Origin of the sequence: Turicibacter bilis (assembly GCF_024499055.1) — a bacterium.
GTDB lineage: Bacteria > Bacillota_I > Bacilli_A > MOL361 > Turicibacteraceae > Turicibacter > Turicibacter bilis.
Genome location: NZ_CP071249.1, coordinates 218838 through 244863, shown reverse-complemented (window position 1 = coordinate 244863; position 26026 = coordinate 218838). Strand labels below are relative to the sequence as shown.

The window sequence follows — 26026 nt, the reverse complement described above, 5'->3', positions numbered from 1 at the left end:
ATTCCACTCTCCTTTAATTATATTAATCAGCAACAATTAATTGCTGAATCGAAACACCACTTCCAAATCGTTGCTTATAGATATGCTTACACTTTTTAAACTTTGTAAAGAGCTTAATACTCTCCACTACATCCCCATACACCTTCCAATATCCTGTGTGCTTACTATTTTTCCCTTGATGCCTTATAAATCCAACGACATCTTCTACAGGATAGCCAAGAAATAATCCTATTTCATGTGGAAATGTTTCTTGATAACAAAGACGTTCCTTTAATAATTCTAGGCATGGTCTTAGCATTACACTAGAATAACCAACTTTTAATAAGAGTTGTTGACTCTCTAATCTTGATAAATCCATTTCTAACTGTTGATGACGATACACATAAATCAAAGCTGAGGTTTGACGCAGTCGTAAAACTTCACAATAAAGACCTTTATCATTTAACATTTGATTCGCCATCAACACCTTTTGATCCAACTCTTCACGAGTTGAAAAAGATAAATTAAATAAACTCGCTGTCTTTAGCCCCGCTAACGTGGGTGCACAATGTTCAACTAAATACTTCTGCATCTTTATCCCTCCACTTTATTCAAGTTAGCTTATGCTAACCTAATCTTAAAAATAAAAGACACTTCTCAATCTTTATTTAAAAAATATCTTTTTCAACGAGTTAGCATAAGCTAACTAATCTTTAAAAATAAAAAGTAGTTATCAATATCCCCACACCAAGTTAGCAATAACTAACTCGATACTTAAACTATAGCATGTTTATCAATGATTGAAAAGCCTCAACGATGAAGTTCTAAATATAATCAAAAAAACCTCTATTTAAAAATAAAGGTTTTCTATGAATATAAAACAGCATGATCAATTAATTGTAAATTATATTGACGAATTAATTGACCTAGCATTTCAGCATAAATTTTATCCCCATTTTCATCTTTAGCGGTACTATATCCCGCTTCTTCTAATGCTTTTGCCTGTGTTCTATAAGTCTTAGCTTCAAAAACACCACTTTTAGTATAACGAGGATTGGCTACTAAAAATTGACCATGATCAATGATGGATGCATTAAGCGATGGATAACTCCTAAACTCATCGATAATATACTCATCAAAGCCTTCTTTCGTTTCAAAACTCATGACTTCACCTGACCAATTCGTCCCTTTTTTAATTCCAAATAAATTATTCGCTTGATTTGCTAAATCTGATTGCCCCCAATCAGATTCTAATATCGCTTGGGCAATCGTAATAGACGGCAAAATTCCATATAACTCATAGTTTTCAATCGCCCCTGCTTTAATTGACTCAATAAATCTCATCTCAAAAGATTGGGGATCCGTCTTAGAAGGAATATAACCATACTGTTTTAATTGATTCAGGTTATCATAAGCTATATTCTTATCTTTCTCATTTAAATCTAATTGATTGAGAACTTCATCAAAGGATAAGACTCGATGATGGCTGATAAAAAGTGAAGCTTGTTGCTGTAATTCTTCCTCTGAAATTTGACTTAAATCTTTTTTCGGGTCCATTGCAATTATCGCCACGATTTCTTGCCAATTAAGTTGAAAGTTATCGCCTCCAAGCTCGTCGACCTCATTGACGATATAAGGTAAATCTAGTAGCTCTTTCGCTAAAGGAGGCCGAACAAACATCTTTAGTTTCCACGTCAAACCCATACTTATCAGAAGGAGTAAAATAAGGACTCCGATTAGATATTGTTTCCTCATAATCTCTGCCTCCTTACTCTTGCTGTCAATATCATCAATATTTCAGTATCATGATTCGACACCAACTCTACTAATTATCCATTTTCACTTATCTATCATATCGAAAAATAATCAATATTTAACCTAAATTATTCACTATAAAAATGTAAAAAGCGTTGAGTCCTTAGTGGAATCAACGCTTTTTCTTTATTTTTTATTTCACCTTTTAAGTGAAGCATTTTACTATGAAAATAATCTCTCTTTTGATATCGTTTTAATCGCCAAACCAAAACTAAGGAGAGATTACATTTTTTATGATACATCAAGAACAACTTCGTTTCAATAAAAAGATTAAATTTAATTTCAAGGGTGGGGATTTAACGTCGGATGCAGGACTGTTGTTAATCCAAGAATTTATGCATCACATGAAGTTTCCAGAACTCTTAAAACAGTATTTTTATTTAGAGACTGATCAGGCGATTCGAACTCATACGAATCACGACCTCTGTCTCCAACAAATTTATCAAACCATTGCTGGTTATCACTGTGCTGATGATGCGGATGAGTTACGAGTTGACCCTTTATTAACTACTTTGCTTGATAAGCCCTCGTTAGCTTCTCAACCGACTTTATCTCGTTTTACTCATCGATTGACGAAGGAAACAAGCAAGCAATTTGAACTCATCAATCAAAAACTATTATCGCAATTTTATCAAGTCGAAACGCCTCATCATTTTATTTTTGATGTGGATTCCACTCATTTTCAAACCTATGGTCATCAATATGGGAAGGCCTTTAATGCCCACTATCAAGCACAAGGCTTTCATCCTCTCATGGTTTTTGATGGAATGACTGGAGACTGTTTAAAAGTTGAGCTTCGTGCGGGGAATGTTTATACCTCACGAAATATCGTTTCTTTTATCGGTCCCTTATTATCACACTATCAAAAGAGGTTTCCATCGAGCTATCGAATCGTTCGCGGAGATAGTGGATTTGCTCATAAGGAACTGTATAAGTTATGCGAAACGTTAAACACAAACTATGTGATCCGTTTAAAGGCAAATGCTACTCTCTATCGTTTAGCTAAAGAAGTAATGGATGTTTTTTTGGAAGAGTGTTCACTTCAATATTCTCAACAATTCTATGGGGAGTTTGAGTATCAAGCAAAAAGTTGGGATCGGCCAAGACGTGTCATCGTTCAAGTGAGACGAAAAGCAGGCGAACTTATTCCCGATTATTTATTTTTAGTGACGAACATGGAAACAAGACCGGAGATGGTTATCAGTCTATACGCTAAACGTGGGACGATGGAAAACTATATCAAAGAGTGTAAAAATGGATTTAGAATGGATAAAGTCAGTCATCAGCACTGGATGACAAATGTTAACCGAATTCAACTCATGGTGTTAGCTTACAATCTCATCAATGGATTCAGACGATTAACATTACCTCATGAGTTTTCTAAGATGCAGATTGAAACCTTACGGATCAAACTCATTAAAATCGCTGCCAAGCGAGTGAAACAATCACGAAGAATCATGTTCAAACTCTGTAGTCACCATCCTTACAAAGAAGTTTTCCATCATTGTTTAAAAACGATTCAGGCCATTCAGTTAGAGTAAGTGACTGAAGTCGTTCTTTGAAAATGAGATATTTTTTAGAGAAACACATCACCAAGGGGGGAGTCTACCCTTTTTTAGAGATTTGGAGTATCAATTGACTCAAATTTAAAATCAAAACGATAAAAAGCTGTGGTTTAGACTAAAATTTAGTCTGTCCACAGCTTTTTTGAATGGTCATGAATAATTCAGGTTTAATAATAAAAGAGTAGAAAAACTGTAAAATCATCAACCTTCCTTCATACAAACCGACGATACAATTAATAAAAATTTTTATAATTTACAACAATGACTACTTCTTATCTATTAATCTATTATTTTATCACACAAACATTGTAGCGATATTCCTTCTTTATATTGCTTAAGGTAGTATTGTTTACAATCTGCATATTTTTGAAATAGATTTTTCATTTCCTCAACGTTTGCATAGACCTTCCAGTATCCTTTGTAAGCATAGTCTTTCCCCTCATGTTCAATAAATCCAATTACATCATCATACGGATAACCCAGGAAAAATCCTATTTCATGTGGAAATTCTTCACTGATCATCAAACGTTTTTTTAAAAGGCTTAAACAATCTTTAAGCTTAAAGGATTGATACCCGATTGACCTCAAAAATTGTTTTACTTTCAATTTTCTTAATTCGATTTCTAACGCTTGTTGCTGATAGACATAAATTAAGGCTCTTTTCTTTCCGATTTTAAGTAATGTGGCGTAAATACCAGATGGGTTCATCTGTTCATTGACCGCCCTTAACTCTTCTTTGAGAGTTTCCAGAGATGTGAGGGGATAGCTAAATAAATTAGCGACTTTAATATGAGCAAGTGTTGGCGCACAATAGTTAATGATAAATTCAATCATCGATACTCCCTCTTTCTTTCGTTCTAAAATCAACCATCATGGCACTCACTTGGTTCTCTCGAATTATCGCTTTTGATAGATTGAAATAACTAAGACACGAATCTAAAACAGCAGCATCCGTACTGACGACATGTCCTTTGTTTACAAGTAGCACATCTGCATTAGGAACCAATTCCACTTCAACAGAAAGAGACATCGCCTCCATGATCGATAAAATACTGGATTTTAACCGTTTAGAGTTTGAAACGGGTGCATCTAAATAAAAAATGACATGAGAAACTTCATACCTCTTTAAAAATTGTCCCAGTAGTTGAAGAGCACGTTCAGTTTCTTCAATCATTCGATAACTTCCTCGAAGTCCTGCTAAGTCACGAATATTCCCATCATTCCCAAACACTAAGGTACCACCACTTAATGCTACTTCAAGCGTAATAATCAAATTGAACCCATCAATATAGAGTGTCTTTCCTTTCATCTGCTCTAATGGTAACTCTTTTTTCATACGTTTTAAACAACATGTGCTTGAACAAATCACACGCTTTAATGCTTCACGTTGGCGGTTTGAAAATAAAAAGCGATTACTAACAAAAGTAACACTTCCTTCTAGTTTATACCCTCGATTGATAAGCCAAGTAATATCATGATTTGCCTGTTTTAACTTCTCCAATTCTACTTGGGAAAACCAGCGTTCGTCTTGGTTATCGTACCCACGTCGTACCATTTTTACACCTCATTTTGAAAAAAAGCAGACGAAATCCTCCCCGTCTGCTTTTATATCTTAATAAAACTAGTATGACAAATTGATGGCTTTGCTATGCAATAAACTAGCATTTCCGTCCATTTACCAACGTATTAATCATATCAAAAAAAGATCGGCGAATTTGCCGACCTTACTTTTCATCTTTTAAATCGTTTAGTTATACGCTTTTTGAACCTTTAGTTTTTTCCCTTTAATGGTCTTCGTTTTTAAGCCATCAATGACACTCCAACCTTTACCATTTAAAATATCAATATAAGTAACATTTTCCTGAATATCAATAATTCCGATATCTTCTTTTTCAATGCCTTCAATTGATAAAATGGTTCCTACAAAGTCGATGGCACGAAGTTTCTTTTTCTTCCCACCATTTAAATAAATCTTCATGATTTCACGATTTACATCCGCGCGTTTTTCCATTCTCATCTTTGGTTTTGCTTTTAACTTGGCTTCAAATGCAGCTCTTGATTTTTCAACTTCAGTCGCCACTGGACGTTCGGCAACCGGTAGCTCAAATCCAATATAGTTTTGAATTTCTTCTAACCATTTCGTTTCAAATGGTGTCACAAATGTAATAGCTTTTCCTTTTTCTCCCGCACGACCAGCACGTCCAATACGATGAACAAAGGCGTCTTTTTCTTCTGGCAAATCAAAGTTAAAGACATGAGTCATTCCACTGACATCAATTCCACGAGCAGCTACATCGGTTGCCACTAAATATGCAAAACGTCCCATTTTAAATTGACGCATAATATCGAGACGATCTTTTTGTTCAAGCCCTCCATGAAGACGATTCACCGGATAACCTTTCGCTTTTAATCCTTGATATAAAGCATCGACCGCTTCTCGTGTTGAGCAGAAAATAATGCAACGTTCTGGATTTTGTACGGTTAATAAGTCTTGAAGTAAACGAACTTTTTCTTGCATACGAACTGGATATAATTCATGTTCAACTAATTCCGTTGTCACATGCTCAGATTCAATTTTAATTTCAATCGGTTGCGTTAAATAGTTTTGTGCTAATTCTTTAATACGATTAGGCATCGTTGCTGAAAATAGCATCATTTGACGAGTACTTGGTGTCATTTTAATAATCATTTCCACTGTCTCAATGAACCCCATTTTTAACATTTCATCTGCTTCATCTAACACAACACACTTAATTTTTTGTAAGTTTAATGTTCCACGCTCAATATGATCTAATACTCGCCCTGGTGTTCCAACAACAATATGTGTTTTTTGTTTTAATTCTCGAACTTGATCTTTAAACGGAGACTTCCCATAAACAGCAACTACCTTTAATCGCTTAAAGCGTCCAATATGCATCAGTTCTTCCTGAACTTGAACGGCTAATTCTCGAGTAGGAGTTAAAATAAGTGCTTGAGGCTTATTTTCTTCCCAATCTATTTGTTCACAAACTGGAATTCCATAAGATGCTGTTTTCCCACTTCCCGTTTTTGATTGAACCATTAGATCTTCTTTATTTAAAATGGTTGGAATAACTTGGGCTTGAACCTCTGTAGCTTCATGATACCCCAGTCCATTTAATGCTTTTAAAATGTCTGAACTAAGTTTGAATTCATTAAATGTTGTCATCTTTATACCTCTTTTAATTATTACTATCTTTTATTATATCACTTATTTGTCTTTTTGACGCCATTACTTAATTTTTATCAGATAGATTGTAATATTGTATGTGACCCATAAAAAAACTCATAAAGAAGTTACCACACCAAATTCTGAACATTATCGGATTAAAATAATGAAATTTGAGCATCAGCTACCTTCGTCTTCTCACTTAGAAAATTCAAATCTCTTTTTATTCATATACTGAATCTGCACAGTTAGTTGGCGAAATTTTTCTGCGAGTGATTGATTTTTAGTGAATAAAGCTTTATTTCGTTCTATTAATTGTTGTTCAAGTTCTGTCATCCAAGTCGCCTACTTTGAAAAGGGTTTATCATTACAACTAGTATAAGTAATCATAAAAAAATAGAAATAAGGGATTTTATCGAAAAAAACGCTTATTTCTATTAGTATAAGCAACCTGTTTTACATCTTGATTTTGTGGTCATTGTAAATTTTCATTTTCGATTCTAATATATATAAGTCCAGATAAGTTTTTCATATCGGAAAACTTTTAAGCCCTACTAATGGAGGAAACATGCTTCGCATGGTAGGTGACCCATACCCTAGCAAAGGAGGAGTAGATTTCTTTCAGAAATCGCTAGGTGACCCCTGGACGATAGTCTGTCTTAGTATTAAAGCAATCGATTAACTAAGACTGATGTAGAATGATGAAATACATTTCTGTTTCTATATATAACAACATAAATCCGTCACGATCCTAGTATAAAGCTTTGTCTCAATCTTTTTTCTCCCACAAAATAAGAAGATAGTCTGATTAAATAAATCTAAATCATATTTATCAGTGAGGACATTAGTTAAACCCTCATTCCCACAACGCATATCGTTGTGGCGACAAACAATGGATCACCGACCATTTACGAAGTAAATGCCTCCCCCCATTAGTAGGGCTTAAAGATATTTTGAATCGTAGTAAAATTAATAAGCATACTTAAACAGCTCCATTAAAACTTCATCTAAAATATACTCTTATTTCCCCATTGTAAAACGTGACTTCAGTATCCTTAATTTTAAAGTAACAGGCAGGCATATCCTTACCGGTCGTAGATGCTGACTAAGACTTTAAATTAGGGTCACTCAATGTGACTGGAACTATAATATGATTTTCTTTCATAAAAAATTGACCTCCTTATCTTTGATAGCTACAGTATAGCTCAAAGTTAGAGGTCAAAATAGACATATTTATATGACGTACTTCCGATTGAGGAAAAGCGTTTGCTTGTTATTCCAAAGTAGAAGCTGATTTAAAAGTTACTGTTTATTTCGCAGATGCCTATTCGTCTTGGCAAAGAGGAAGTAATGAAGAGATTAATGAGGCAGAGTGCCTCATTAATCATCGACTACAAAAATGTTTAGGGTGGAAAACTGCATAGGTCACCTCCCCACGAAGTGGTATCCCTCTCTGGTAGGAGTCGAGCTATTTCATGAGAAAGTGTCACAGTTGTATTAACAATTCGTTAGTCTAAAAAAATTAATCTTTAATTATTTCACTAAATCATATTTTACAAGATTTAGCGTTATCTCTTCATCGCTAAAAAATGAAATTCCCTCAGCATTTAAATCAGTAAAGATTAACATAGTCATTGCTTTATCACCATCATTAATAAATGTCTCAATACTTTGTTTATCTAAAATGAGTCTGAGTTTTAACAAACCATCTTTTAATGGTACTATTGCACTTTTTTCATTCAAAACAGCTCTTCTACAACCCGAAAATTTTCTATCCATTGTTAATAAGGATTTTTTCACATCGTATTTAATTGCAGTATAGCATACTTCATCTTGTGCGAGTTTAATTGAAAATTCATCACAGTTGATACTTGGTTTAACGATAACTTCTAAATCAATTCTTCGTCCTTTAACAGCCTCAAATGTTTTATTACCTTTGAATGTAACTTCTTGATATTCAACCTTATTTTTTCGGTAATTTTCAATTTCTTTAACTGGGTTTTGAATTAATCGATTATTTATAACGTGTAGTTCTCTTGGTATACTCATTTGTCCAAACCATTCTCTACCTGGATTTTGTAAACCATTTGTGTCCCAATTTGCCATCCATCCTACCATAATCCGTCTTTGACTCTCAGTAAGAACAGATTGTGGAGCGTAGAAATCTAACCCATAATCAATTGCATGATTAATTTCTTCTTTAAAGATATTGTTCTCATTATCAAAATCACCGATTAAGCAAGCCGTTACATTCCCACCTCCATATTCATATCCTTGTGGTAAAACATCTTGTGGGCTAATTAATAATACACCTTTTTCATTCAACTCAAAGAAATCAGGACACTCCCACATTTTCCCTAGCCTATTTCCATTATAAGATAAAATATCTTCATATTTCCAATCAATTGCGTTTTTACTACTAAATAGAACAACTTGTCCACTACCATCTGCTGGTCTATTTCCTACTACGCATAAATAGCTACCATCTTCTTTTCTCCATATCTTAGGATCTCTAAAATCTACTTTACTACATCCTTCAGGTAGCATATCTGCTGTGATAACTGGATTATTTGGATGTTTTTTGTAATTAACACCATCTCCAATGGCAATACATTGTGTTTGAATATCGGTTTCCTCACCATTTGGAAGTTTTACTTTTTTCACACCTGTATACATAAGTAGGTGCTTACCATCATCTAACGTTACAGCACTTCCAGAAAAACATCCAAATTGATCATACTCTTGATCAGGTGCTAACGCCGTAGGCAGATACTCCCAATTAATCAAATCTTTACTTTTAGCATGTCCCCAATGCATCGGTCCCCATGAAGCACTATATGGGTGATATTGATAGAACATATGGTATTCATTATTATAAACACTAAATCCATTAGGGTCATTCATCCACCCAACTCGTGATGCTAAATGAAAGTCAGGTTTTTGTAGCTTAATTGCACCCTCATGATTCATCTCATACTCTCTAGCTTTATTTAAAATTATATTCATATTTGATATCCTCATTTCCCAGACATATTGAGATACGTTATTATCCTAATTATTCATAAGCTGCATCTAAATATTTTTGATGAATTTCTAAATATTCTTGTAGTCCATAAGCGTCTAAATCTTTCAGGTACTGACTCCACTCTTCATCAGTAACACCATTTTTAATCCAATCAGCTTTTTTAGTATTTATTAATTTTTCCAAATCAGTTTGAAGATTTGCTAAGCGTTTAGTATCTTCTTGATCCATAAAAACTACAGGATATACATATTCATGATTCATATCTGGTGTAAAGTACTCTTCAATCCACTCTAAACGATATTGTGCATCAGCTGGTGTAGTAACATAAACACCATAATACTCATCAAGAATAGCCAATGGGCCACCAACAGACTCAGCTTCACGAACTTCAACAGGTGATGCATCACCTAGAGGCGCATGTTGTAACATTTCTTCACCATCTGCATTTTTCCCTAATTCAAAGATATCAAACTCATCATCTTCACCATAAGTTCCCCAATTGTTTTGTGGAGATTGAAATGGATCATACATTTGATCTAAATATGCACATACTAATGCTGGATTTCCAGCTGCAGCTGTCACTACTGCACGCCCAACATCTACACCACTAGTAAATGAACCATTTTGAGCTGTTAAATTTGTCACATCAGCAGTTAGAACTGGTAATGGAACCCAATCATTAAGATTATCAATGTTTGCAATATCCCAACTAAAAGCAACTCCATAACGTCCTGATTTCCCTTTTGAGACATATGTAGACCAGTCTTGAGTAAACGCTTCTGCATCAATTAAACCTTGCTCATATAAAGAATGTAGCCATTGAATACCTTCTTTGTACCCCTCTTGTACAGCAGTACTAATGACTTCTAGATTATCTGTTACTGCAATATGTCTACTTTTATCTGGATCGCCGTATCCTTCCCCAAATCCATTAATTAATATTGAAGGATCTTGATCACCATCATTAATAATACAAGACATTGGAATAATATCTCCATCTATATTAAATTCTTTTTGTAAAGCTTCCGCATTATCTCTAAAGGCAATTAATATCTCTTCAAATTCCTCTACCGTTTCAGGTATTTCTAAATTTAAGAAATCAAGCCATTTTTGATTAATAAAACTCATATTTCCAACTGTTTGAATAGCTTTTTTCCCGCTACCTAATTGCTCAATCCAAGGTAGAGACCAAATATGTCCTTCTGAATCAGTAATCATAGTTCTATATTCTGGATATTTATTTAATATATTACTCAAGTTCGGCATATACGCTTCAATATAATCTTCTAATGGAAGAATAACTCCTTGTTGTGCGTATCTTAATAAATCACTTGTAGAAAATCCTGCATTCATTACAAAATCAGGTAATGTATTAACATCTGACATTGCTAATGTGATTTTATCTCCCCATTGATCTGATTGAATGGCTGTCCACTCCACCTCTACATTAGTAGCCTCCTGTAACCTTTTAAAAATTGTGCGGTTATTTGGATTAGATTCCGTATTAGCTGGAAACGTTGTCATTCCTTTGATAGTCGTCGTTTCTTGTAAAGGAAATTGCAGAGTTGCTACATCAACCTCTTGAAAATCCGTTTGACTTCTTAACTCTACTTTATTCCCACTACAACCGACTAAGGCTATAGATGACGCTAAAAAAAGACTAATTCCCTGCATAACTGTTCTACATTTCATTTTTTCCCCTCCATAAATTTTGTATTTTATATTACCCTTTAATCGATCCTAACATGATTTCTCCATCAAAATATTTTTGGAAAAATGGATACATCACAATTAAGGGTAAACTCGAAATAATAATTGTAGAATATTTTAATAACTCCGCTAGCTGAGCTCTTTCAGCCGTACTTTGTATATCTGAAATCATTCCAGACTCAGGTTGATTTTGAATTAATATCGAGCGCAATACAAGTTGTAATGGTTGCTTAGATGCATCATTTAAATAAATCATTGCATCAAAATAACTATTCCACATTCCAACAAATTGCCACAATGATAATACTGCAATAATTGGAAAACAAACTGGTAATAAGATTTTAAAGAAATAGACTAATTCATTAGCACCATCTACTTCTGCAGCTTCTCTTAACTCACTTGGAATACCTTTATAATACGTTCTAGCAATAATCATATTCCATACGCTAAAAGCCCCTGGCAAAATTATGGCCCAAATTGAATCTAATAATCCTAGATCACTTATTAATAAATATGTTGGAATTAATCCTCCCCCGAAAAACATTGTAATCATAAATATTAGATTAAAAATCTTTCTACCTTTAAAATCTTCTCTTGACATAGGATAAGCCGCTAGCAACGTCACTATAACCGAAATGACAGTAAATAACACTGAGTAAATAATAGCATTTTTAAATCCTGTCCAAATTGATGCATTATCAATTACCCTTTCATATGCTGTTAAGGTCCATTTACTGAAATCAAAAGTAATTCCTTGATTTTGTAAAGTTACTGGATCAACAAATGATGCAAAGATAATATATAATACAGGTACTATAATAGCTAATAAAAATAACCCCAATACCAAAAACGATAGCAGTAAAAATAACTTATCACTAACACATAGCTTATGAAATTTTTTTATCCTCTCCATACTATTCACCTACAATCCTTTTCCGTCATTCATTTTAGCAATAATTTTATTCACTAAAACTAATAAAATAATATTAATTACTGTATTAAATAATCCTACTGCTGTTGAGAATCCATAATCACCCTGTAGCAATCCGATTTTATAAACATATGTAGATATTATTTCAGAAGCTTGTAAGTTTAAATCTGTTTGCAGCGCATATGCTTTTTCAAAGCCGATACTCATAACATTTCCTGCTGCTAAGATAAATTGAATCACAACGATATCTTTAATCGCTGGCCATTCAACAGCCTTAATTTGTTGAAAAATATTAGCTCCATCGATAATCGCCGCTTCCTTCAACTCTTTACTTGCATTCGAAAGTGCAGCCGTGTACATAATCGAAGCCCATCCAGCAGTTTGCCAAATACCTGAGGCAATATAAATTGTACGAAATGCTGAGGGCATAGTCATAAAGTCTATATCTGTATTAAAGAATAAATTAAGCGGCCCATTTACTGATAATAATATTCGTATAATACCGCACAATACGATAACAGATATGAAATTAGGTAAATATAATACCAATTGAACTTTTTGTCTTATTTTAGAACTACTAATCCGATTTAATAGGAAAGCTAAGATAATAGGTACTGGGAACCCCCATAGTAGGCCATATATACTCAACTTTAAGGTATTAACTAGATATAAAATGAAATCTGGAGATTTCATAAATCTTATGAAGTGTTCAAAACCAACAAATTCACTTCCCAATATCCCCTTTATCGGATTATAATCTTGAAATGCAATTAATACCCCTCCCATTGGTAAATATTTAAATACCAATGTTAATAATAAAGCTGGTAAAAGAAATATCACATATAACTGCCAGTGGGATTTTATATATAATATTGTTTCTTTTGATCTACCACGCTTTTTCAGTTGTCTACCACGCTTTTTCACTTGGTTATTTCCCAAAACATGTGCGCTATTTTCCATGACTCTTCTCCTTTCTAAAATTAATTCACTCCACAATACTTTTACAAATGTAACACTACAACCGTTTACATTAGTATTTATATCAGTGTTTTTACACATTGTCAATAAATATTGTTATTTTTAACCAAAAAATATCCCAAATTTTACATCTACAACACCATTAATTGCACAAATTATCTTTTGTCGTTTGCACAATTTTTGTTACATTATAAAGCGCAAACATTGTGCAATTGACTATTTTTTATTCGTATATTATAATAATTATATATTTCTATATTTTTCCGATACCCAATCATTCACTAAACCTAAATATATAAGTCCTGATAAGTTTTCATAACTGAGAAAATTTTAGCATGACAATAGTTGATCTTTCTGTCAAAAATATTGATAGGATAAACCTGATTCTGAGATTATGAAATATATTTCACTACTTATATAAATATAAAAAATCATTCTGATAAAAATATCAATATTAGAATGATAAAAATAAGGAGGATATATGTCAAATAGAGTAACAATTCAAGATATTGCTGATGCTTTAGGTATTTCTAGAAATACTGTTTCTAAAGCACTTAATAATACTGGAGTTATAGCAGAAGCAACTAGGGAAAAAGTTATGCAAAAAGCTATAGAAATGGGATATAAACAATTTTCAATCGCAGAATTTTCAAACTTTAATAATTTCAACGATCTAGTTTCTAATTCTATAAAACAAAGTGAAATCATTTTATTAACATCCACCTTCTTAAATAATTCACACTTTGCATCATTAATGCTTGATAAATTTCAACGTGAATTATCACAATTAAATTATACGCTTACAATCATCAGAGTTTTACCTGAAGAATTAAGCTCATTAAAACTTCCCTCTTCTTTTAACAAACATACTTGTGCTGGGATTATTTGTTTTGAAATGTTTGATAAAGATTATAATCATATGATTAGTAATTTAAATATCCCTATCTTATTCGTAGATTCACATGTTCTAACATCAAATCCTATCAATTCCGATTTCCTGTATATGGAAAACACATCAGGAATTCAACAACTTATTTCAGAAATGGTTCATCGTGGCAAAAGAAAAATAGGTTTCATTGGAGAAATTAATCACTGTCAATCTTTCTATGAACGCTACCTAGCATTTCGTAATGGTCTATTGTTTCATAATATAGAGTATTATGATAAATTCTGTTTTACAAATCATAATGTAGATAAATCGCTTCAAACACAAAGTTCATATTTGGAATACTTGCACAATTGCCTTGATAATTTAGATGAGTTACCTGATTTATTTATATGTGCAAATGATTTTATTGCATTAGATGTTATTAGCGTTTTAAAAATTAAAGGCTATAAGGTTCCCGATGATGTTCTTTTATGTGGATTTGATAATTCTCCTGAATCAAGGATTATATCTCCTCCACTAACAACTATTCATATCCACAGTCAAATAATGGGGGTTTGTGCTGCTGAACTATTATTTTCAAGAATTAAAGAACCTACTTTAAATTACCGTAAGATGTATACCGAAACAACACTCATACTTAGAGAATCAACAAATCACTAATGAGATTAAAAAGGAGAGATTTTTCATGGGTAATCTATTCGAGTATAACAGTCCTGTTTCAAAAGCACTCACAAACATCTGCTACAGTGCTTATTTAAATATTTTATGGTTTATATTTTCAATTCCTATCTTTACTATCGGAGCCTCAACGACAGCTTTATATAGTGTCTCACTAAAAATTGTTCGTAATGAAGAAGGTAATCTTACTAAAGATTTCATTAAATCTTTTAAACAAAATTTTAAACAAAGTACTTCTGTTTGGATAATTTTAACACTTTTAGGTACCCTTCTTTTAATTGATGGTTACATTTTATATCATAAAGGTCTAGATAATATTTTTTGGACCATCCTATTAGCCTCGTATTTCGTAGCTTGTGTAGCTTATCTTCTCATTAGCCTTTATATTTATCCATTAATTTCTAAATTTGAAAATAAAACACTCTATGTATTTAAAAATGCTTTAATAATTGGACTTCGTTTTTTAATGTGTAGCGCTGTTATCACTTTCATTCATTTTATCATTTTTTATACAATTATATTTATTTTCACACCACTTATTATCTTTGGCATGGGAATCACAGCATTAATTAGTTCTTATTTAATGTCTAATATTATACTTCAATGTGAACAGAAAACTAAAAGGCTTGACGAACAAAAACTAGTCTAGAAAATAAAGGAGAAATATATAAATGAGTGTGGAATTTAATAAATTAAGATATTTTTATGACTATTATAAATTTCATGTTTTAGCTATTATCCTACTACTATACTTCGTCATTAATATAACTCACGGCCTCCTATTTAGAAAAGATATCATTCTTAATATCGGTTTAGTTAATGTTAATTTAAGTGATCAAGCATCACTTGTTATAAGTGATAATTTTATTACTACTCTTACTATTGATGATGCTAAAGTACAACTTTACGATAATCTTTATATTAAAAATAATCCAACTCAAGAAGAATACGAAATCACCTATGCCTCACATTTAAAACTTCTAGCAACAATCAATGCTCAACAGTTAGACATAGTCATAATGGATGATTCTTCTCTAAATTATTTTAGTGAAAATGATTTCCTATATTCTCTGGATGAATTAAGTTCTAATAGTTCTCTACAAAACCACTTATTAACTATTGACGACACTTCCTCTGTTATCGAGATAACGAATAGCCCTTTAATGTCCAAATTTAATTTTAATGGGAATCTATATTTAGGAATAATTAAAAATTGTTCAAATAAAGATACTGTATTAACTTTTTTAAATTATTTATATCCTTAAATTTCTAACACTCTTTTTTTCAATCAGTATTTATCACTTGATATGAATTAAGAAGCGTAATAATAAGGTAATCTGGAACCTATGTCAAGGACATTTCAAAAAAACATGAGTTAAGCTACATTTAAAAGATGATTTCTGTACCCCACAGGAGTCATCTTTTTTAAATTCCATTGATAACGTGCTATATTATGATACATCTTATATCGTTTGACTTCGTATTTTACCTCATCTAATGTTTGGCATTCTTTAATAGGGATTCATCTTTGAAGTAATCAAAGAAAGATTATTGTGGTGCATTATCCCAACAGTTTCCTTTTCGAGACATGGATTGACCTAATCCCTTTTTCTTTAATAGAGCTTGGAAGGTTGGGCTGGTATCATGGCTCCTTGATCAGAGTGGATAAACGCTTCTGGATGAAGTGGGATTCGTTTATTCCTAAATAGTTTTTCAATGGTTTCAGTCCCCAATGGCATCCCTAAACTATCCGAAACATGATAAGATAAAATTTTAATGGTAGAGGCATCTAAAATAATCGATAGATAGGCTACTTTTCCAGTTCCATAATATAAATAAGTAATATCAGTGAGTAAGACTTTACCTGGTGTTTCTTCTCTAAATTCTCGATTTAAAAACGCGATGTTCTTCTGTTGCTTTTAGTTGTTTTAAATAGGGTTTCCTTCGACGATGGGGACAGATAATTCTCTATCTTTTCATGATGCGTCTAATTCGTTTAAGGCTATAAACAATCCCCATTTCACCTTCTAATGTCATTTTAATTTGAAGAGATCCTTTTTTGTATCCACGATGATTAAAAATATTCAAAATAAGATCCCTAACCATTAAATCCACTTCTTCACATTTTAGTCGATTCTATTTTGCATCACCACTAAAATAGCGATAATAGCCTGAGCGTGAGACGTTTAAGGTATCACAAAAATAGCCGATGACACCTTTTAAGTTAAAGTGTTCAATGACTTGTGTAATTAACTCATATTTCTGTGAAGGAGTGAGGGATTTAACTACTTTAGTCTCCCCCTCTCCATCAAATATACCTTTTTTAATAATTCATTCTCTGCTTCTAATAATTTAATTTTAGCTTCAAGCTTAGCTGTCTGCTCTTGAGCGGTTAACTCTCTATTTAAACGACGTGCCGAATTCATCGGAAGCGTATCTTTTAATCCAAATAATCCAGGTTTTTCATAAGCCAATTTCCAACTAAAAACAGCAGATCCAATCCGTTTCATGCCGATCATCTCAACATTAAATCCTGCTTGTTAAAAAAACATACGAGGAGTTTTTCCTTCATCTAGTTGTACAACTAATAAACGTTTAAATTCATCATGACAAATAATTGCTTTTTCTGATACCTTTTTAACATAAGGGTTTTTATTTAAAATGTTGATTTCTTTATCTGTAAACTTCTTTTGACTCATTCTCTTCACCATACTTCTCTTAAGTTATCTTTTTTTCTATTATAAAATAAAAGGTAACTATTCAGCCTAGTACAAGAGGGTAAGCTAAAAAGAGGTACCCATTTCATGAAGTCCCCCTCTTGTATTTTATGAAAATTGAATCGTATTTCCTCTTAAAATGGTTTCAATACTTTCAATGATCGTTAATCCTTGCTTTTGACAAGTTGAAATGAATCCTCTGATTCGTGCGAAACAATGAGCCCCTTTTTCTGTTCGAAAACAGCCTGATATTTTTTGTTTCGTTTTAGTCATTCGGACATCACGCTCAGCTAAATTATTATCAAATGGAACTTCAACTTGATATAGAAATTCTAGCACCTCTTCTTGTCGTTTCGATAAACGATTGAGTAATCGAACTGGATCTGTATTTTTTTCATGAGCTTTTAAAGGATTCGCCAGATAGCCTTCTTCAATGATTGTTTGATATCGCTGCCCAAATTCTTGAACCTTATCTCGTGGTAAAGGATATTCAGTCTCTTCTGAATAAGTTTTAGCTTCAAGCAATAATTCCGTCATGTCCTTTGCCCACTGTTGGTTCTCAAACTCGATGATTCCTTTGAATTCTCTTAAATGATGAACGTTACATAAAGCATGAGTGCAATCATCATATTTAAAATACGGTGTCCAATGATCATGGATGACGGTTCCTTTGAAAGTTTAAGGAGGATAAATCGAAGACTTGACGCTTCATCGTTTTTTCAGGCTTAACATCTTCCAAACGGCATCCACACCCTTGGCAAGTTTGTTGATGATGTGTCACAACATGATTCGGATTTTCTACCATTTTTAAGGTTGAACCTTTATGCCCGACTTGACCACCCGTTTTTTTGTTTGAAGGTTGACGTAAACTTTTTGTCTTTTTGAAACCATCGGTTGAGGGAGGTCATTACCCTACTAGTGGTAGAAACATTTATCGACGATAAATGGCAGGGAACCCACTACTGTTTTTACTTGTTTTATTTGATTGTTTTTCAAGTTTTTTAAGGCGAGCATCTAAATCTGAAACAGTCTGAGATAACTCAGAGATTTGAGTGGAAAGTCCTTGAACTAAACTAATAACGGATTGAATCCCCTCCTGATAAACTTTGATGATTTCATATTCTGACATGAGATGACACCTTCTTCTAAAGTTGGAATAGTAAGGATATTATAACTCAAATTTTACAAGTAGGTAAGTAGGTCAATAGAACTACATATCATTAACAAAACCACCAAGAAACGGATGTTGTTTACTTGGTGGCTGAATAGTTACAATAAAAGAACCTATAAGCTCACACTTTTTCAAGTATCTATCTTATAGGTTCTTTTTTAAGGAGCTGTTGCTTCTTTTTATTATTTTTCAGTATTTAATTTCTCACCTATTATTACTTATATCATCTTTTTTCTTTAATATTTACCATTTACTAAAAATTCATTGATTCGTTCACTTACTCGAAGTCGTTCTTCATATACCCAGTCTAAATCAAAGGGAATGTCGAAATTTTTACAGAAAGAGTAATACAGATTTACTTTCTGATAATACGTTTCAAGTGTTCGTAAACTTTCTTCTTTTTGATAAGGTTTTGGAAGTTCATCCTGATCTTGAATAAAATAATTCTCAATATAGGCAAGTAAGGTTGCGATAATCTCCTCATTATGAACATCCATTGGTAATTTCATCAGACGCCACTGATCTTCTTCACTTAAATGATAGCGTCTAATTTTATCTAAAATCAAAATGTAATCTCGGATATCCATTTTTCGGTACCATTCAACATCAATAGCCGTTGTACTCCAAAGGGCGAGTTTTTCTTTTAAAGGTAGCCCCTCAATTTCTAAAATGGCTTCACTTGGTCCCATGACTGCCTCTTGAATCGGGTCATCTTCCATTTCAATTTTTTCTTTTAAGAAGGAGTATCCTCTTCCATACGAACAAACATAACCCACTTCATAAAGCCCTTTTCGTCCTGCACGTCCTGCAATTTGCTTCACTTCTTGGGATGTTAGCCAACGTTCTTCTTCTCCATCAAATTTTTGAAGACTCATAAATATAATTCGTCTAATCGGTAAATTGACCCCCATCCCAATGGCGTCAGTTGAAACAAGAATAATATTCTGTTGATTAATAAAATCATGGTATTGCATCTTACGTACTTCTGGAGGTAAATCACCATAAATAACACTTGCCTTAATCCCACTTTCACGATAGAACTTTGCTAACTCTAATACTTTTCGTTTAGAAAATAGAATAAAGGCATCTCCAACTTGCGCATCACTTAACTTAAAGGGCTCTTTAACAATCTCAAGTGGAACTTGACGTATGTACTCAATAATTTCATAGTCATCCCCGCAATCCTTTAAAATTTCCACTAGTACCTCTTTTGAATTGAGTGCACCACAGAGATGAATTTCTGGACATCTTAAACCAAGTAAAGCTCGTGTCCAAGCTGCCCCGCGTTGAGAATCACCAATCATTTGGATTTCATCTATCACAGCAACTTCATACGTCTCATTAAGGTTTAGTTTTTCGATGGTCGAACTTTGATGATTCGCACCTTCAATGAGTACTTCTTCTTCACCTGTTAATAAATCACATGAAATACCTTCTTCATTCAAACGCTCAAAAATCTCTAACGCTAAAATTCTTAAGGGCGCTAAATAAATTCCATTTGTACTTTGTTTTAATCGTTGAATGGCTTGATATGTTTTTCCAGTATTTGTTTGGCCTAAATGGAGGTAGACTTTTCGCTTAAGTGCTCTTGCTTCTGGATACTCATCTTTAGGATTATGCGGAAAATGTGTTTGAAAGGCTTCAGCCATTAGTGTTGGGATGTGACTACTTACTAAAGCCGTTAAAATACCTGATGATAAATATTCAGTTTCATATTCTTGAGCAATTTCATCGAACTTAAATTGTGTTTGGTTCTTTTCATTATAATCTGCAAGTAGTCGTTGTGAAATCTCATCAAGAAGCTCACGATAATCCATCACCAAGTTATCAAACCCTTTAATGGAGCGACCATCCATCTGAGAAAGTTGCTTTAGCTTTTTTCGGACCGCTGATTCATGTGTCCAAAGGTTTCCGATTTTTGTATGCTTAACGACTTGACGTGTCCCGATTAATTGCTCTTTTAATTGTTTAAACTCTCGATTATCTTTGCGATTTTTTTTCACTTTTATCACCTATTTATAGGATGAACCATTTTATAAAAATCATCGCTCAAAAAGAGTCGTTTTTCAACATAAAAAATCAAACGATGCATCGACGTTTCGATACCATCATAAAATCTAATTTTCTTTCCTAATAACGCCAAACAATGTTTAGAGTATATTCATTAAAGACTGAAAAAACTTGTGGTCTGTAACGTTTATAAAATTTCAACCCTATACTTAAACATAGCATTATTTTAAAAATAATAGATAACATGAGATCACTTATATGGAAAAAAATGAGAGTTATTTAGATTGCTCTCATCTTTTTACATTGATATCCACTAGTACGAGTTCTATTTTCATCCATAGAATGAAACGCTATTCATAGGAAGTCACCCATTTTGTACTAGAAGTTAATCTTTCTAATCGCAAGGCTAGTGTACTAGCAATGATACACTTCAGCGTATCGCCAATCACAAAAGGAAGAACCGCAGCATTTAATGTCGCAATCAAACCCATATGGGTAACCACACTCATCCAAACAGCACCTATGAAATAAATAATTGGCATCCCAATAAAGACTGTCACTTGTAAATAACGTTTAAAGTTAACAGCTACTTTTTGCCTCATAAGACTTATGACAGGAGCAGCTATTAAAAAGGCTAAGAGGAAGCCTCCACTTGGACTTACAATATAAGCTAATCCTGAACCGCCTCCTGCGAAAACTGGAAATCCAAGCAACCCCATCAAAAGATATAACATTACAGTTATAAATACTTGTTGTGGCGTGAGTAGTAACGAACTTACATTAATCATAATTGTTTGTGCGGTAACCATCGTTGGTGTAAATGGTAATGGAAATGATAAATACGACGATACACTCAGTAAGGCTATACAAATTGCCATTTTTGTTAAATCCTTTGTTTTCATCACTATCCCTCACTTTTTGATTCGTAAATCACCTAATAATCAGCGTTTTGTTTCACTTGTAAGTAAAATAATTAAAGAACTTTCTAATTTTTCAATTATTAAATTTATATCCATTGAATTGAAATTTCACCTGAATTCAAGGTCATCTGCTCTCCACTTTTCAATCGAACTTTTAGTCCTCCTTGAGCATCAATATCTTCTGCTAAAGCTTCATACCTCTGTTGATTTTGCATGAATGTGATCCACTTCCCTAATACATTAGATCTTGATTTGTACTCATCGAGTAAAAATGGATGACTGAAATCCTCACAAAGTGGAAAAATTTCATTTAACAAATGAGCACATATTTGATTGCGAGTGACTACCTCTGGATTCAAAGAGCCTGCAATCGCTTGTAGCTCAACTGGAAAGTGTTTAGTATGAACATTCAAACCAATCCCTAAAATCAGATATTCTACATTCCCACTTTCAAAATCTGTCACTGCTTCTGTTAAAATCCCACAAATTTTCTGTTGATTTAAATAAATATCATTGACCCATTTAATTTGTGGTTTTTGATTCGTTAACCTTTCAATCACTTGGCAGATGGCCACCGCAACTGAAGTCGTGACGTGAATCGATTGACTAAGATGTAAATTGGGACGTAAAATCATACTCATATAAATGCCTGTTCCTTTAGGAGAATAAAACGTTCTTCCTAAACGTCCACGTCCAGCTGTTTGCTCTTCGGCTAATATCACAGTCCCATGAGGTGCTCCATTCATCGCTTGTTTCTTTGCTTCCGTATTCGTTGAATCAATCTGTTGATGCACCTCTATAGGTACGTTGTGATAATCCGATGATAAATAACATCGAATTCCTTCAGCTGATAATAAATCACACGTCGTATCTAATCGATATCCTTTATTTGAAATAGCATCAATCTCATATCCATCCTCTTTTAATGCCTTTATAGACTTCCAGACAGCTGTTCGACTAAAGGAGAGGCGATTCGCAATCTCTTGTCCAGATAAATATTGTTCACGATTTTCCTCTAATAATTTCAATATCTCTTGTTTTAATCCCATGATATTTCACCTTCCAATAGTTTACATCTTAACACCCAATATTTTTATTGTCAACTATTTTGAAAATCAAAGTTAACGTTTGATATAAAAAAACAAGTAGAAATTCTACCTGTTTGACATTTTTTCATTCAACATCTATTCATTTTATAGCGTGCTATAGATGAAGGATGAATAGGATGGATTGGATCATTAATGAATAACAAGAATTCAATGACTTTTCGCTTCCTGATATCCAGTCCATTTAACGATTCATCTCAAATGGACAGTTGATTTTCACGATAGAGACTCGAAAGGGGGCTTTTTCTAATCATTTATTTCTAAAGATTTTTACGTAAATTCTCCTTGATAGATGAACGAACTGATGAAACATAAGCCATTAGAGCTCGATGCTCCAGCTTAATAAGTTCATTTTAATAACAAAATTCGCCAAGAACGTTTTTATCATTCACGATAAAAAAAGTCGATGAAATGATTCATCGACAAAATAATTAAAATCCAGCTACGTATCATGAACCCATCGGTTTCTTAGCTAAATCATAGGATATAGATGATGTTTCTATTAATAACATTGCATCTGAAGTAGATTTAGTTAAGTTTTTTAAAGCGATTCAAATTAGGATATAACCATCGTGCTCCATGCATAAAGGTTCGTTCCAGTAAACTCAATCGATTTGATTTGGTCATGATCATCCAACTATCTTGAATCACAATTGCCCACCCCAATGGAACGAATAGGACCATTTTATTATAACTAATAGCTTTCAAAAGCTCCCCGTTCATGAAACAAAAAAAGGAACGGGTAAACCCACACCCAAAACAATCGACTTGAAATAAATGATACCATAGACATAATCGATGGTTTTCAATAGCTCCTAATGGAATCAAATAAATAACAATGAGTCCTACAACATAACATATGAGTCGATAATACCGAAATTTCATCATGGGTTACTGTAGTAAATTTCCATCGCTATCTGTCGTAATTACTGTTCCGCAAATAATTAAGATACCTTCAATAAATCCCCATAGACCAACAATCGCAGTTGTCACACCACATGTAAAAAATCCAAGTAGAACACTTAATATTAATTGAACGACTCCAATTGTTGTATAGCCTAAGTAAAAACGATGAATCCCAAATGCTCCTAAGAACACTCCTAATAGTCCCGCTACAATTTTTGACTTAGGCTCTCCATTTAATTTTTTTAACTTGGCTCCACATTTTACACAAACGTCAGCTGCCTCATTCGTCTCTGCTCCACAAAACGAACAGTAAGCATTCCCTTTGTTCGTTGACACTCCACAACTTGTACAATAATCAGCATTTTCATTCAATTCTTTCCCACAATGACGACAATACACGAAAATCATCCTCCCCCATAAATAGTCTAACACTAAAATTTTATGTCTTTATTTTCTGTAAAATGACAACAAAAAAACCATAATCCTTTTCAGGAGTTATGGCTTCATCCAATCGTTAAGTTTCACCTATATCATTAAAGTCTCTATTTGATTATTTTTCTTGAATCAAAAATGGGTAAGCATGAACATTCTTCACCCAATCCTCACACTCAACCTCTTCATCAGAAATGGCTTCTCCATGAAAATAGTAGCCATGATGACTCGTACAATAATTATTGACATTGTACTCACAAGTCCCACAATGACTTTGTTTTTGTTTATCCTTCATTTCCATTCCCCTCCTCACGTCCTAGTGTCAAAAGTTCACCAATAATGACACACTTTGAATCTGGGCCATGTCCAATATCATCCGTTTTCACAATGGGTAAATCTTGATTACCGACAATCTCTTGGACTAATGAAACAATATCGGGCTCATATCCTTTTTGTTGCATTTCTGTGAAGTGGCCTAAAATCAAACCATTAATTTGATCAAAAACTCCAAGTTGTTTATATTGATTTAAATAAGTGGCCATCTTCGCCACATCGCCGCTATAACTTTCAAGTAATAAGATTTTTCCATCAAAAGATGGTAGATACTCAGTTCCAGCTAATTTTAAGAAACAGCGAATATTTCCACCAACAACCTCACCTTTCATTTTCTTCCCTTGAATCCATGTGGGTTGAAAATTAAAAAGTGTATTTCCTCCTTGCATCAACGTTTCTTGGAACATTCCTTGCTGAATCTCTGCCATGGATCCAACTAAATTTCGAAGTTGATAAAGATACGTTGGATGACTCGTTTTAGCATAAATGGCATTGACTACAACCGATAAATCACTATAGCCAAAAAACAACTTTGGATGACTGCGAATGATATCATAATCTAAATAAGGTAATACTCCATTGGCTAAATCACCACCAGAAACATCAAAAATAGCTTGAATATGATTATCCTCATAAAAATCCATTAACATTTTTGCACGTTCTTGATCCGTTGCATGATAAATGCTGTCCTTTTTAAATAAAGAAGCTGGCCACTTCATTTCTAACCCTAGTTTAGCTAATACAACTTCTAATTGTTCAATTGTTTGACGTTGACTTTCACTTAATCCATTCGATAAAGCAATAATCCCAACGGCTTGATGCTGATTTAATAAGGTCACACCTATCGCCCCTTCTTAGTTAGTTTCTAAACTACAACGTTGATGCTTTTTGTTAAATGGACTTAACATAATAGCGGTATTGAATAATCCTGGATAATGTTTACTTAAATAATCTAAATAATAACACCACTCATAAGTTAAATAGCGATATAACGCCGACATGTCTTGCTCTAAATGCTGACGTTCAGCTTCAGATAAAGAAGTAATATCTCTCACATCTAACTCTTCTTTTAAATGCATAATTAACATTAACATTTCAGTAAACGTCTCATGATCATGTAAACTTTCTGTTGTCATTAAAGTGATTAATAAATTCTTTCCTTCATGCAACATATGTTTTAAATCGCCTAATTCAATTTTGGCTAATTGAACTTCATAGTGATAAGATGAGTTCAATTGTTGTAAACGTTTAAAATAGGCATCATTCCAAATCGATGGGTCTTGAATACGTAATTTTTTACAAATGGCAACTCGATCATCTTGATCAACAAAGTATGCTAATAATTGTGTCCCAATTTCTGCATAAAATACACCAACAAGCATATTTAGTTTCTCTTTATCATGTTCTTTTTCACGTCTTTCCAACATACGCTCTAAAATCATACTAGTAAAGAAAACTTCCATTGGAATAAAAGCAATATCAGCAACTAAAAAAATCATCGTATGATGAATATCTTTAAAGATAAGGACATGAACAAAATGTAATAACAATGATAAGGTAACTAATCCTGCTCCTATTATAATATTTTCCTTTACCCGCTTTTTCATTATGTGGTAACACCCTTTCTAATTACATAATTTAACATTATTTACATGAACTAAATTTTTTTCCATA

The 26026-nt window shown here is 33.2% G+C and carries 25 protein-coding genes and 2 pseudogenes; 5 read left to right on the top strand and 22 right to left on the bottom strand.

Annotated features, from left to right (window positions below; all coding sequences use genetic code 11):
- Positions 1 to 22 precede the first annotated feature (22 nt).
- Both J0J69_RS01205 and J0J69_RS01200 read right to left on the bottom strand, forming a co-directional pair.
- Positions 23 to 571, bottom strand: a complete 549-nt coding sequence (locus J0J69_RS01205) for a DUF3793 family protein (RefSeq protein ID WP_212725625.1) — start codon at positions 569 to 571, stop codon at positions 23 to 25.
- Positions 572 to 846: 275 nt separating this feature from the next.
- Complete coding sequence (locus tag J0J69_RS01200; RefSeq protein ID WP_212725626.1) at positions 847 to 1734, bottom strand: glycoside hydrolase family 73 protein; 888 nt, start codon at positions 1732 to 1734, stop codon at positions 847 to 849.
- 293 nt (positions 1735 to 2027) lie between these two features.
- Here J0J69_RS01200 and J0J69_RS01195 point away from each other — a divergent pair, with 293 nt between their 5' ends.
- The gene (locus J0J69_RS01195; protein ID WP_212725627.1) at positions 2028 to 3335 is read left to right on the top strand and encodes an IS1380 family transposase; all 1308 of its coding nucleotides are present in this window, start codon (positions 2028 to 2030) and stop codon (positions 3333 to 3335) included.
- 303 nt (positions 3336 to 3638) lie between these two features.
- On the opposite strand, the gene J0J69_RS01190 is transcribed toward J0J69_RS01195, so the two are convergent.
- The 4 genes from J0J69_RS01190 to tnpB all read right to left on the bottom strand — a co-directional run bounded on the left by J0J69_RS01190 (position 3639) and on the right by tnpB (position 7440).
- Entirely contained in the window at positions 3639 to 4193 is a 555-nt protein-coding gene (locus J0J69_RS01190; RefSeq protein WP_212725628.1) for a DUF3793 family protein, read from the bottom strand.
- Positions 4186 to 4914: a DUF434 domain-containing protein gene (locus J0J69_RS01185; RefSeq protein ID WP_212724261.1), complete on the bottom strand. Its 729-nt coding sequence runs from the start codon at positions 4912 to 4914 to the stop codon at positions 4186 to 4188. Before J0J69_RS01185 ends, J0J69_RS01190 begins: the two co-directional genes overlap by 8 nt.
- Before the next feature lie 192 nt (positions 4915 to 5106).
- Positions 5107 to 6546, bottom strand: a complete 1440-nt coding sequence (locus J0J69_RS01180) for a DEAD/DEAH box helicase (protein WP_212725629.1) — start codon at positions 6544 to 6546, stop codon at positions 5107 to 5109.
- Positions 6547 to 7266: 720 nt separating this feature from the next.
- Positions 7267 to 7440 carry an IS66 family insertion sequence element accessory protein TnpB gene (tnpB, locus tag J0J69_RS13470; protein ID WP_370456890.1) on the bottom strand — a complete coding sequence of 58 codons (174 nt, stop codon included), beginning with the start codon at positions 7438 to 7440 and terminating at the stop codon, positions 7267 to 7269.
- 362 nt (positions 7441 to 7802) lie between these two features.
- Between tnpB and J0J69_RS13585 the strand changes: the two are divergent.
- Positions 7803 to 7970, top strand: a pseudogene (locus tag J0J69_RS13585) (IS30 family transposase); the annotation flags it as partial.
- Positions 7971 to 8079: 109 nt separating this feature from the next.
- On the opposite strand, the gene J0J69_RS01170 reads toward J0J69_RS13585, so the two are convergent.
- Genes J0J69_RS01170 through J0J69_RS01155 form a run of 4 tightly spaced genes read right to left on the bottom strand, consistent with a single transcriptional unit; the run spans position 8080 to position 13172 of the window.
- The gene (locus J0J69_RS01170; RefSeq protein WP_055305905.1) at positions 8080 to 9552 is read right to left on the bottom strand and encodes a glycoside hydrolase family 32 protein; all 1473 of its coding nucleotides are present in this window, start codon (positions 9550 to 9552) and stop codon (positions 8080 to 8082) included.
- A 49-nt stretch (positions 9553 to 9601) separates the two neighbouring features.
- A complete protein-coding gene (locus J0J69_RS01165) occupies positions 9602 to 11263 on the bottom strand; it encodes an extracellular solute-binding protein (RefSeq protein ID WP_212725630.1) in 1662 nt (553 codons plus the stop codon).
- A gap of 31 nt (positions 11264 to 11294) precedes the next feature.
- Positions 11295 to 12194, bottom strand: coding sequence for a carbohydrate ABC transporter permease (locus tag J0J69_RS01160; RefSeq protein WP_055305903.1), 900 nt, complete (start codon positions 12192 to 12194; stop codon positions 11295 to 11297).
- Positions 12195 to 12203: 9 nt separating this feature from the next.
- Positions 12204 to 13172: an ABC transporter permease gene (locus J0J69_RS01155; RefSeq protein ID WP_212725631.1), complete on the bottom strand. Its 969-nt coding sequence runs from the start codon at positions 13170 to 13172 to the stop codon at positions 12204 to 12206.
- A 499-nt stretch (positions 13173 to 13671) separates the two neighbouring features.
- Here J0J69_RS01155 and J0J69_RS01150 point away from each other — a divergent pair, with 499 nt between their 5' ends.
- From J0J69_RS01150 to J0J69_RS01140, 3 genes are read left to right on the top strand one after another with little or no spacing between them, the layout of a single operon-like run.
- Positions 13672 to 14739 (top strand): LacI family DNA-binding transcriptional regulator, encoded by a 1068-nt coding sequence (locus J0J69_RS01150; protein WP_055305901.1) that lies wholly within the window; start codon positions 13672 to 13674, stop codon positions 14737 to 14739.
- Between the two features lie 25 nt (positions 14740 to 14764).
- Entirely contained in the window at positions 14765 to 15406 is a 642-nt protein-coding gene (locus J0J69_RS01145) for a YesL family protein (RefSeq protein WP_055305900.1), read from the top strand.
- Between the two features lie 22 nt (positions 15407 to 15428).
- Positions 15429 to 16022, top strand: a complete 594-nt coding sequence (locus J0J69_RS01140) for a hypothetical protein (protein WP_055305899.1) — start codon at positions 15429 to 15431, stop codon at positions 16020 to 16022.
- Between the two features lie 110 nt (positions 16023 to 16132).
- Here the strand turns inward: J0J69_RS01140 and J0J69_RS01135 are convergent.
- The 12 genes and pseudogenes from J0J69_RS01135 to J0J69_RS01085 form a co-directional block, all read right to left on the bottom strand.
- Positions 16133 to 17456 (bottom strand): annotated as a pseudogene (locus J0J69_RS01135) (IS3 family transposase).
- 126 nt (positions 17457 to 17582) lie between these two features.
- A complete protein-coding gene (locus J0J69_RS01130; RefSeq protein ID WP_082427846.1) occupies positions 17583 to 18134 on the bottom strand; it encodes an IS66 family transposase in 552 nt (183 codons plus the stop codon).
- Positions 18127 to 18279 carry a hypothetical protein gene (locus J0J69_RS01125; protein ID WP_156344119.1) on the bottom strand — a complete coding sequence of 51 codons (153 nt, stop codon included), beginning with the start codon at positions 18277 to 18279 and terminating at the stop codon, positions 18127 to 18129. Before J0J69_RS01125 ends, J0J69_RS01130 begins: the two co-directional genes overlap by 8 nt.
- 126 nt (positions 18280 to 18405) lie before the next feature.
- A complete protein-coding gene (locus J0J69_RS01120; RefSeq protein ID WP_212725632.1) occupies positions 18406 to 18603 on the bottom strand; it encodes a hypothetical protein in 198 nt (65 codons plus the stop codon).
- Positions 18604 to 18881: 278 nt separating this feature from the next.
- Positions 18882 to 20648 (bottom strand): helicase-related protein, encoded by a 1767-nt coding sequence (locus J0J69_RS01115; RefSeq protein ID WP_212725633.1) that lies wholly within the window; start codon positions 20646 to 20648, stop codon positions 18882 to 18884.
- Between the two features lie 357 nt (positions 20649 to 21005).
- Positions 21006 to 21557 carry a biotin transporter BioY gene (locus tag J0J69_RS01110; protein WP_055242179.1) on the bottom strand — a complete coding sequence of 184 codons (552 nt, stop codon included), beginning with the start codon at positions 21555 to 21557 and terminating at the stop codon, positions 21006 to 21008.
- Between the two features lie 104 nt (positions 21558 to 21661).
- Positions 21662 to 22624 (bottom strand): biotin--[acetyl-CoA-carboxylase] ligase, encoded by a 963-nt coding sequence (locus J0J69_RS01105; protein WP_212725634.1) that lies wholly within the window; start codon positions 22622 to 22624, stop codon positions 21662 to 21664.
- 585 nt (positions 22625 to 23209) lie between these two features.
- Positions 23210 to 23566: a DUF2752 domain-containing protein gene (locus tag J0J69_RS13465; RefSeq protein ID WP_172676286.1), complete on the bottom strand. Its 357-nt coding sequence runs from the start codon at positions 23564 to 23566 to the stop codon at positions 23210 to 23212.
- A gap of 6 nt (positions 23567 to 23572) precedes the next feature.
- Entirely contained in the window at positions 23573 to 23986 is a 414-nt protein-coding gene (locus J0J69_RS01100) for a TM2 domain-containing protein (RefSeq protein WP_055275339.1), read from the bottom strand.
- 151 nt (positions 23987 to 24137) lie between these two features.
- On the bottom strand, positions 24138 to 24314 hold the full coding sequence (locus J0J69_RS01095; protein WP_156343898.1) for a hypothetical protein: 177 nt from the start codon (positions 24312 to 24314) through the stop codon (positions 24138 to 24140).
- Positions 24304 to 25191 (bottom strand): S66 family peptidase, encoded by an 888-nt coding sequence (locus tag J0J69_RS01090; protein ID WP_212725635.1) that lies wholly within the window; start codon positions 25189 to 25191, stop codon positions 24304 to 24306. The genes J0J69_RS01095 and J0J69_RS01090 overlap by 11 nt, the downstream gene beginning before the upstream one ends.
- A gap of 15 nt (positions 25192 to 25206) precedes the next feature.
- The gene (locus tag J0J69_RS01085) at positions 25207 to 25959 is read right to left on the bottom strand and encodes an MJ1433 family protein (protein WP_055275337.1); all 753 of its coding nucleotides are present in this window, start codon (positions 25957 to 25959) and stop codon (positions 25207 to 25209) included.
- Positions 25960 to 26026: the final 67 nt, after the last annotated feature.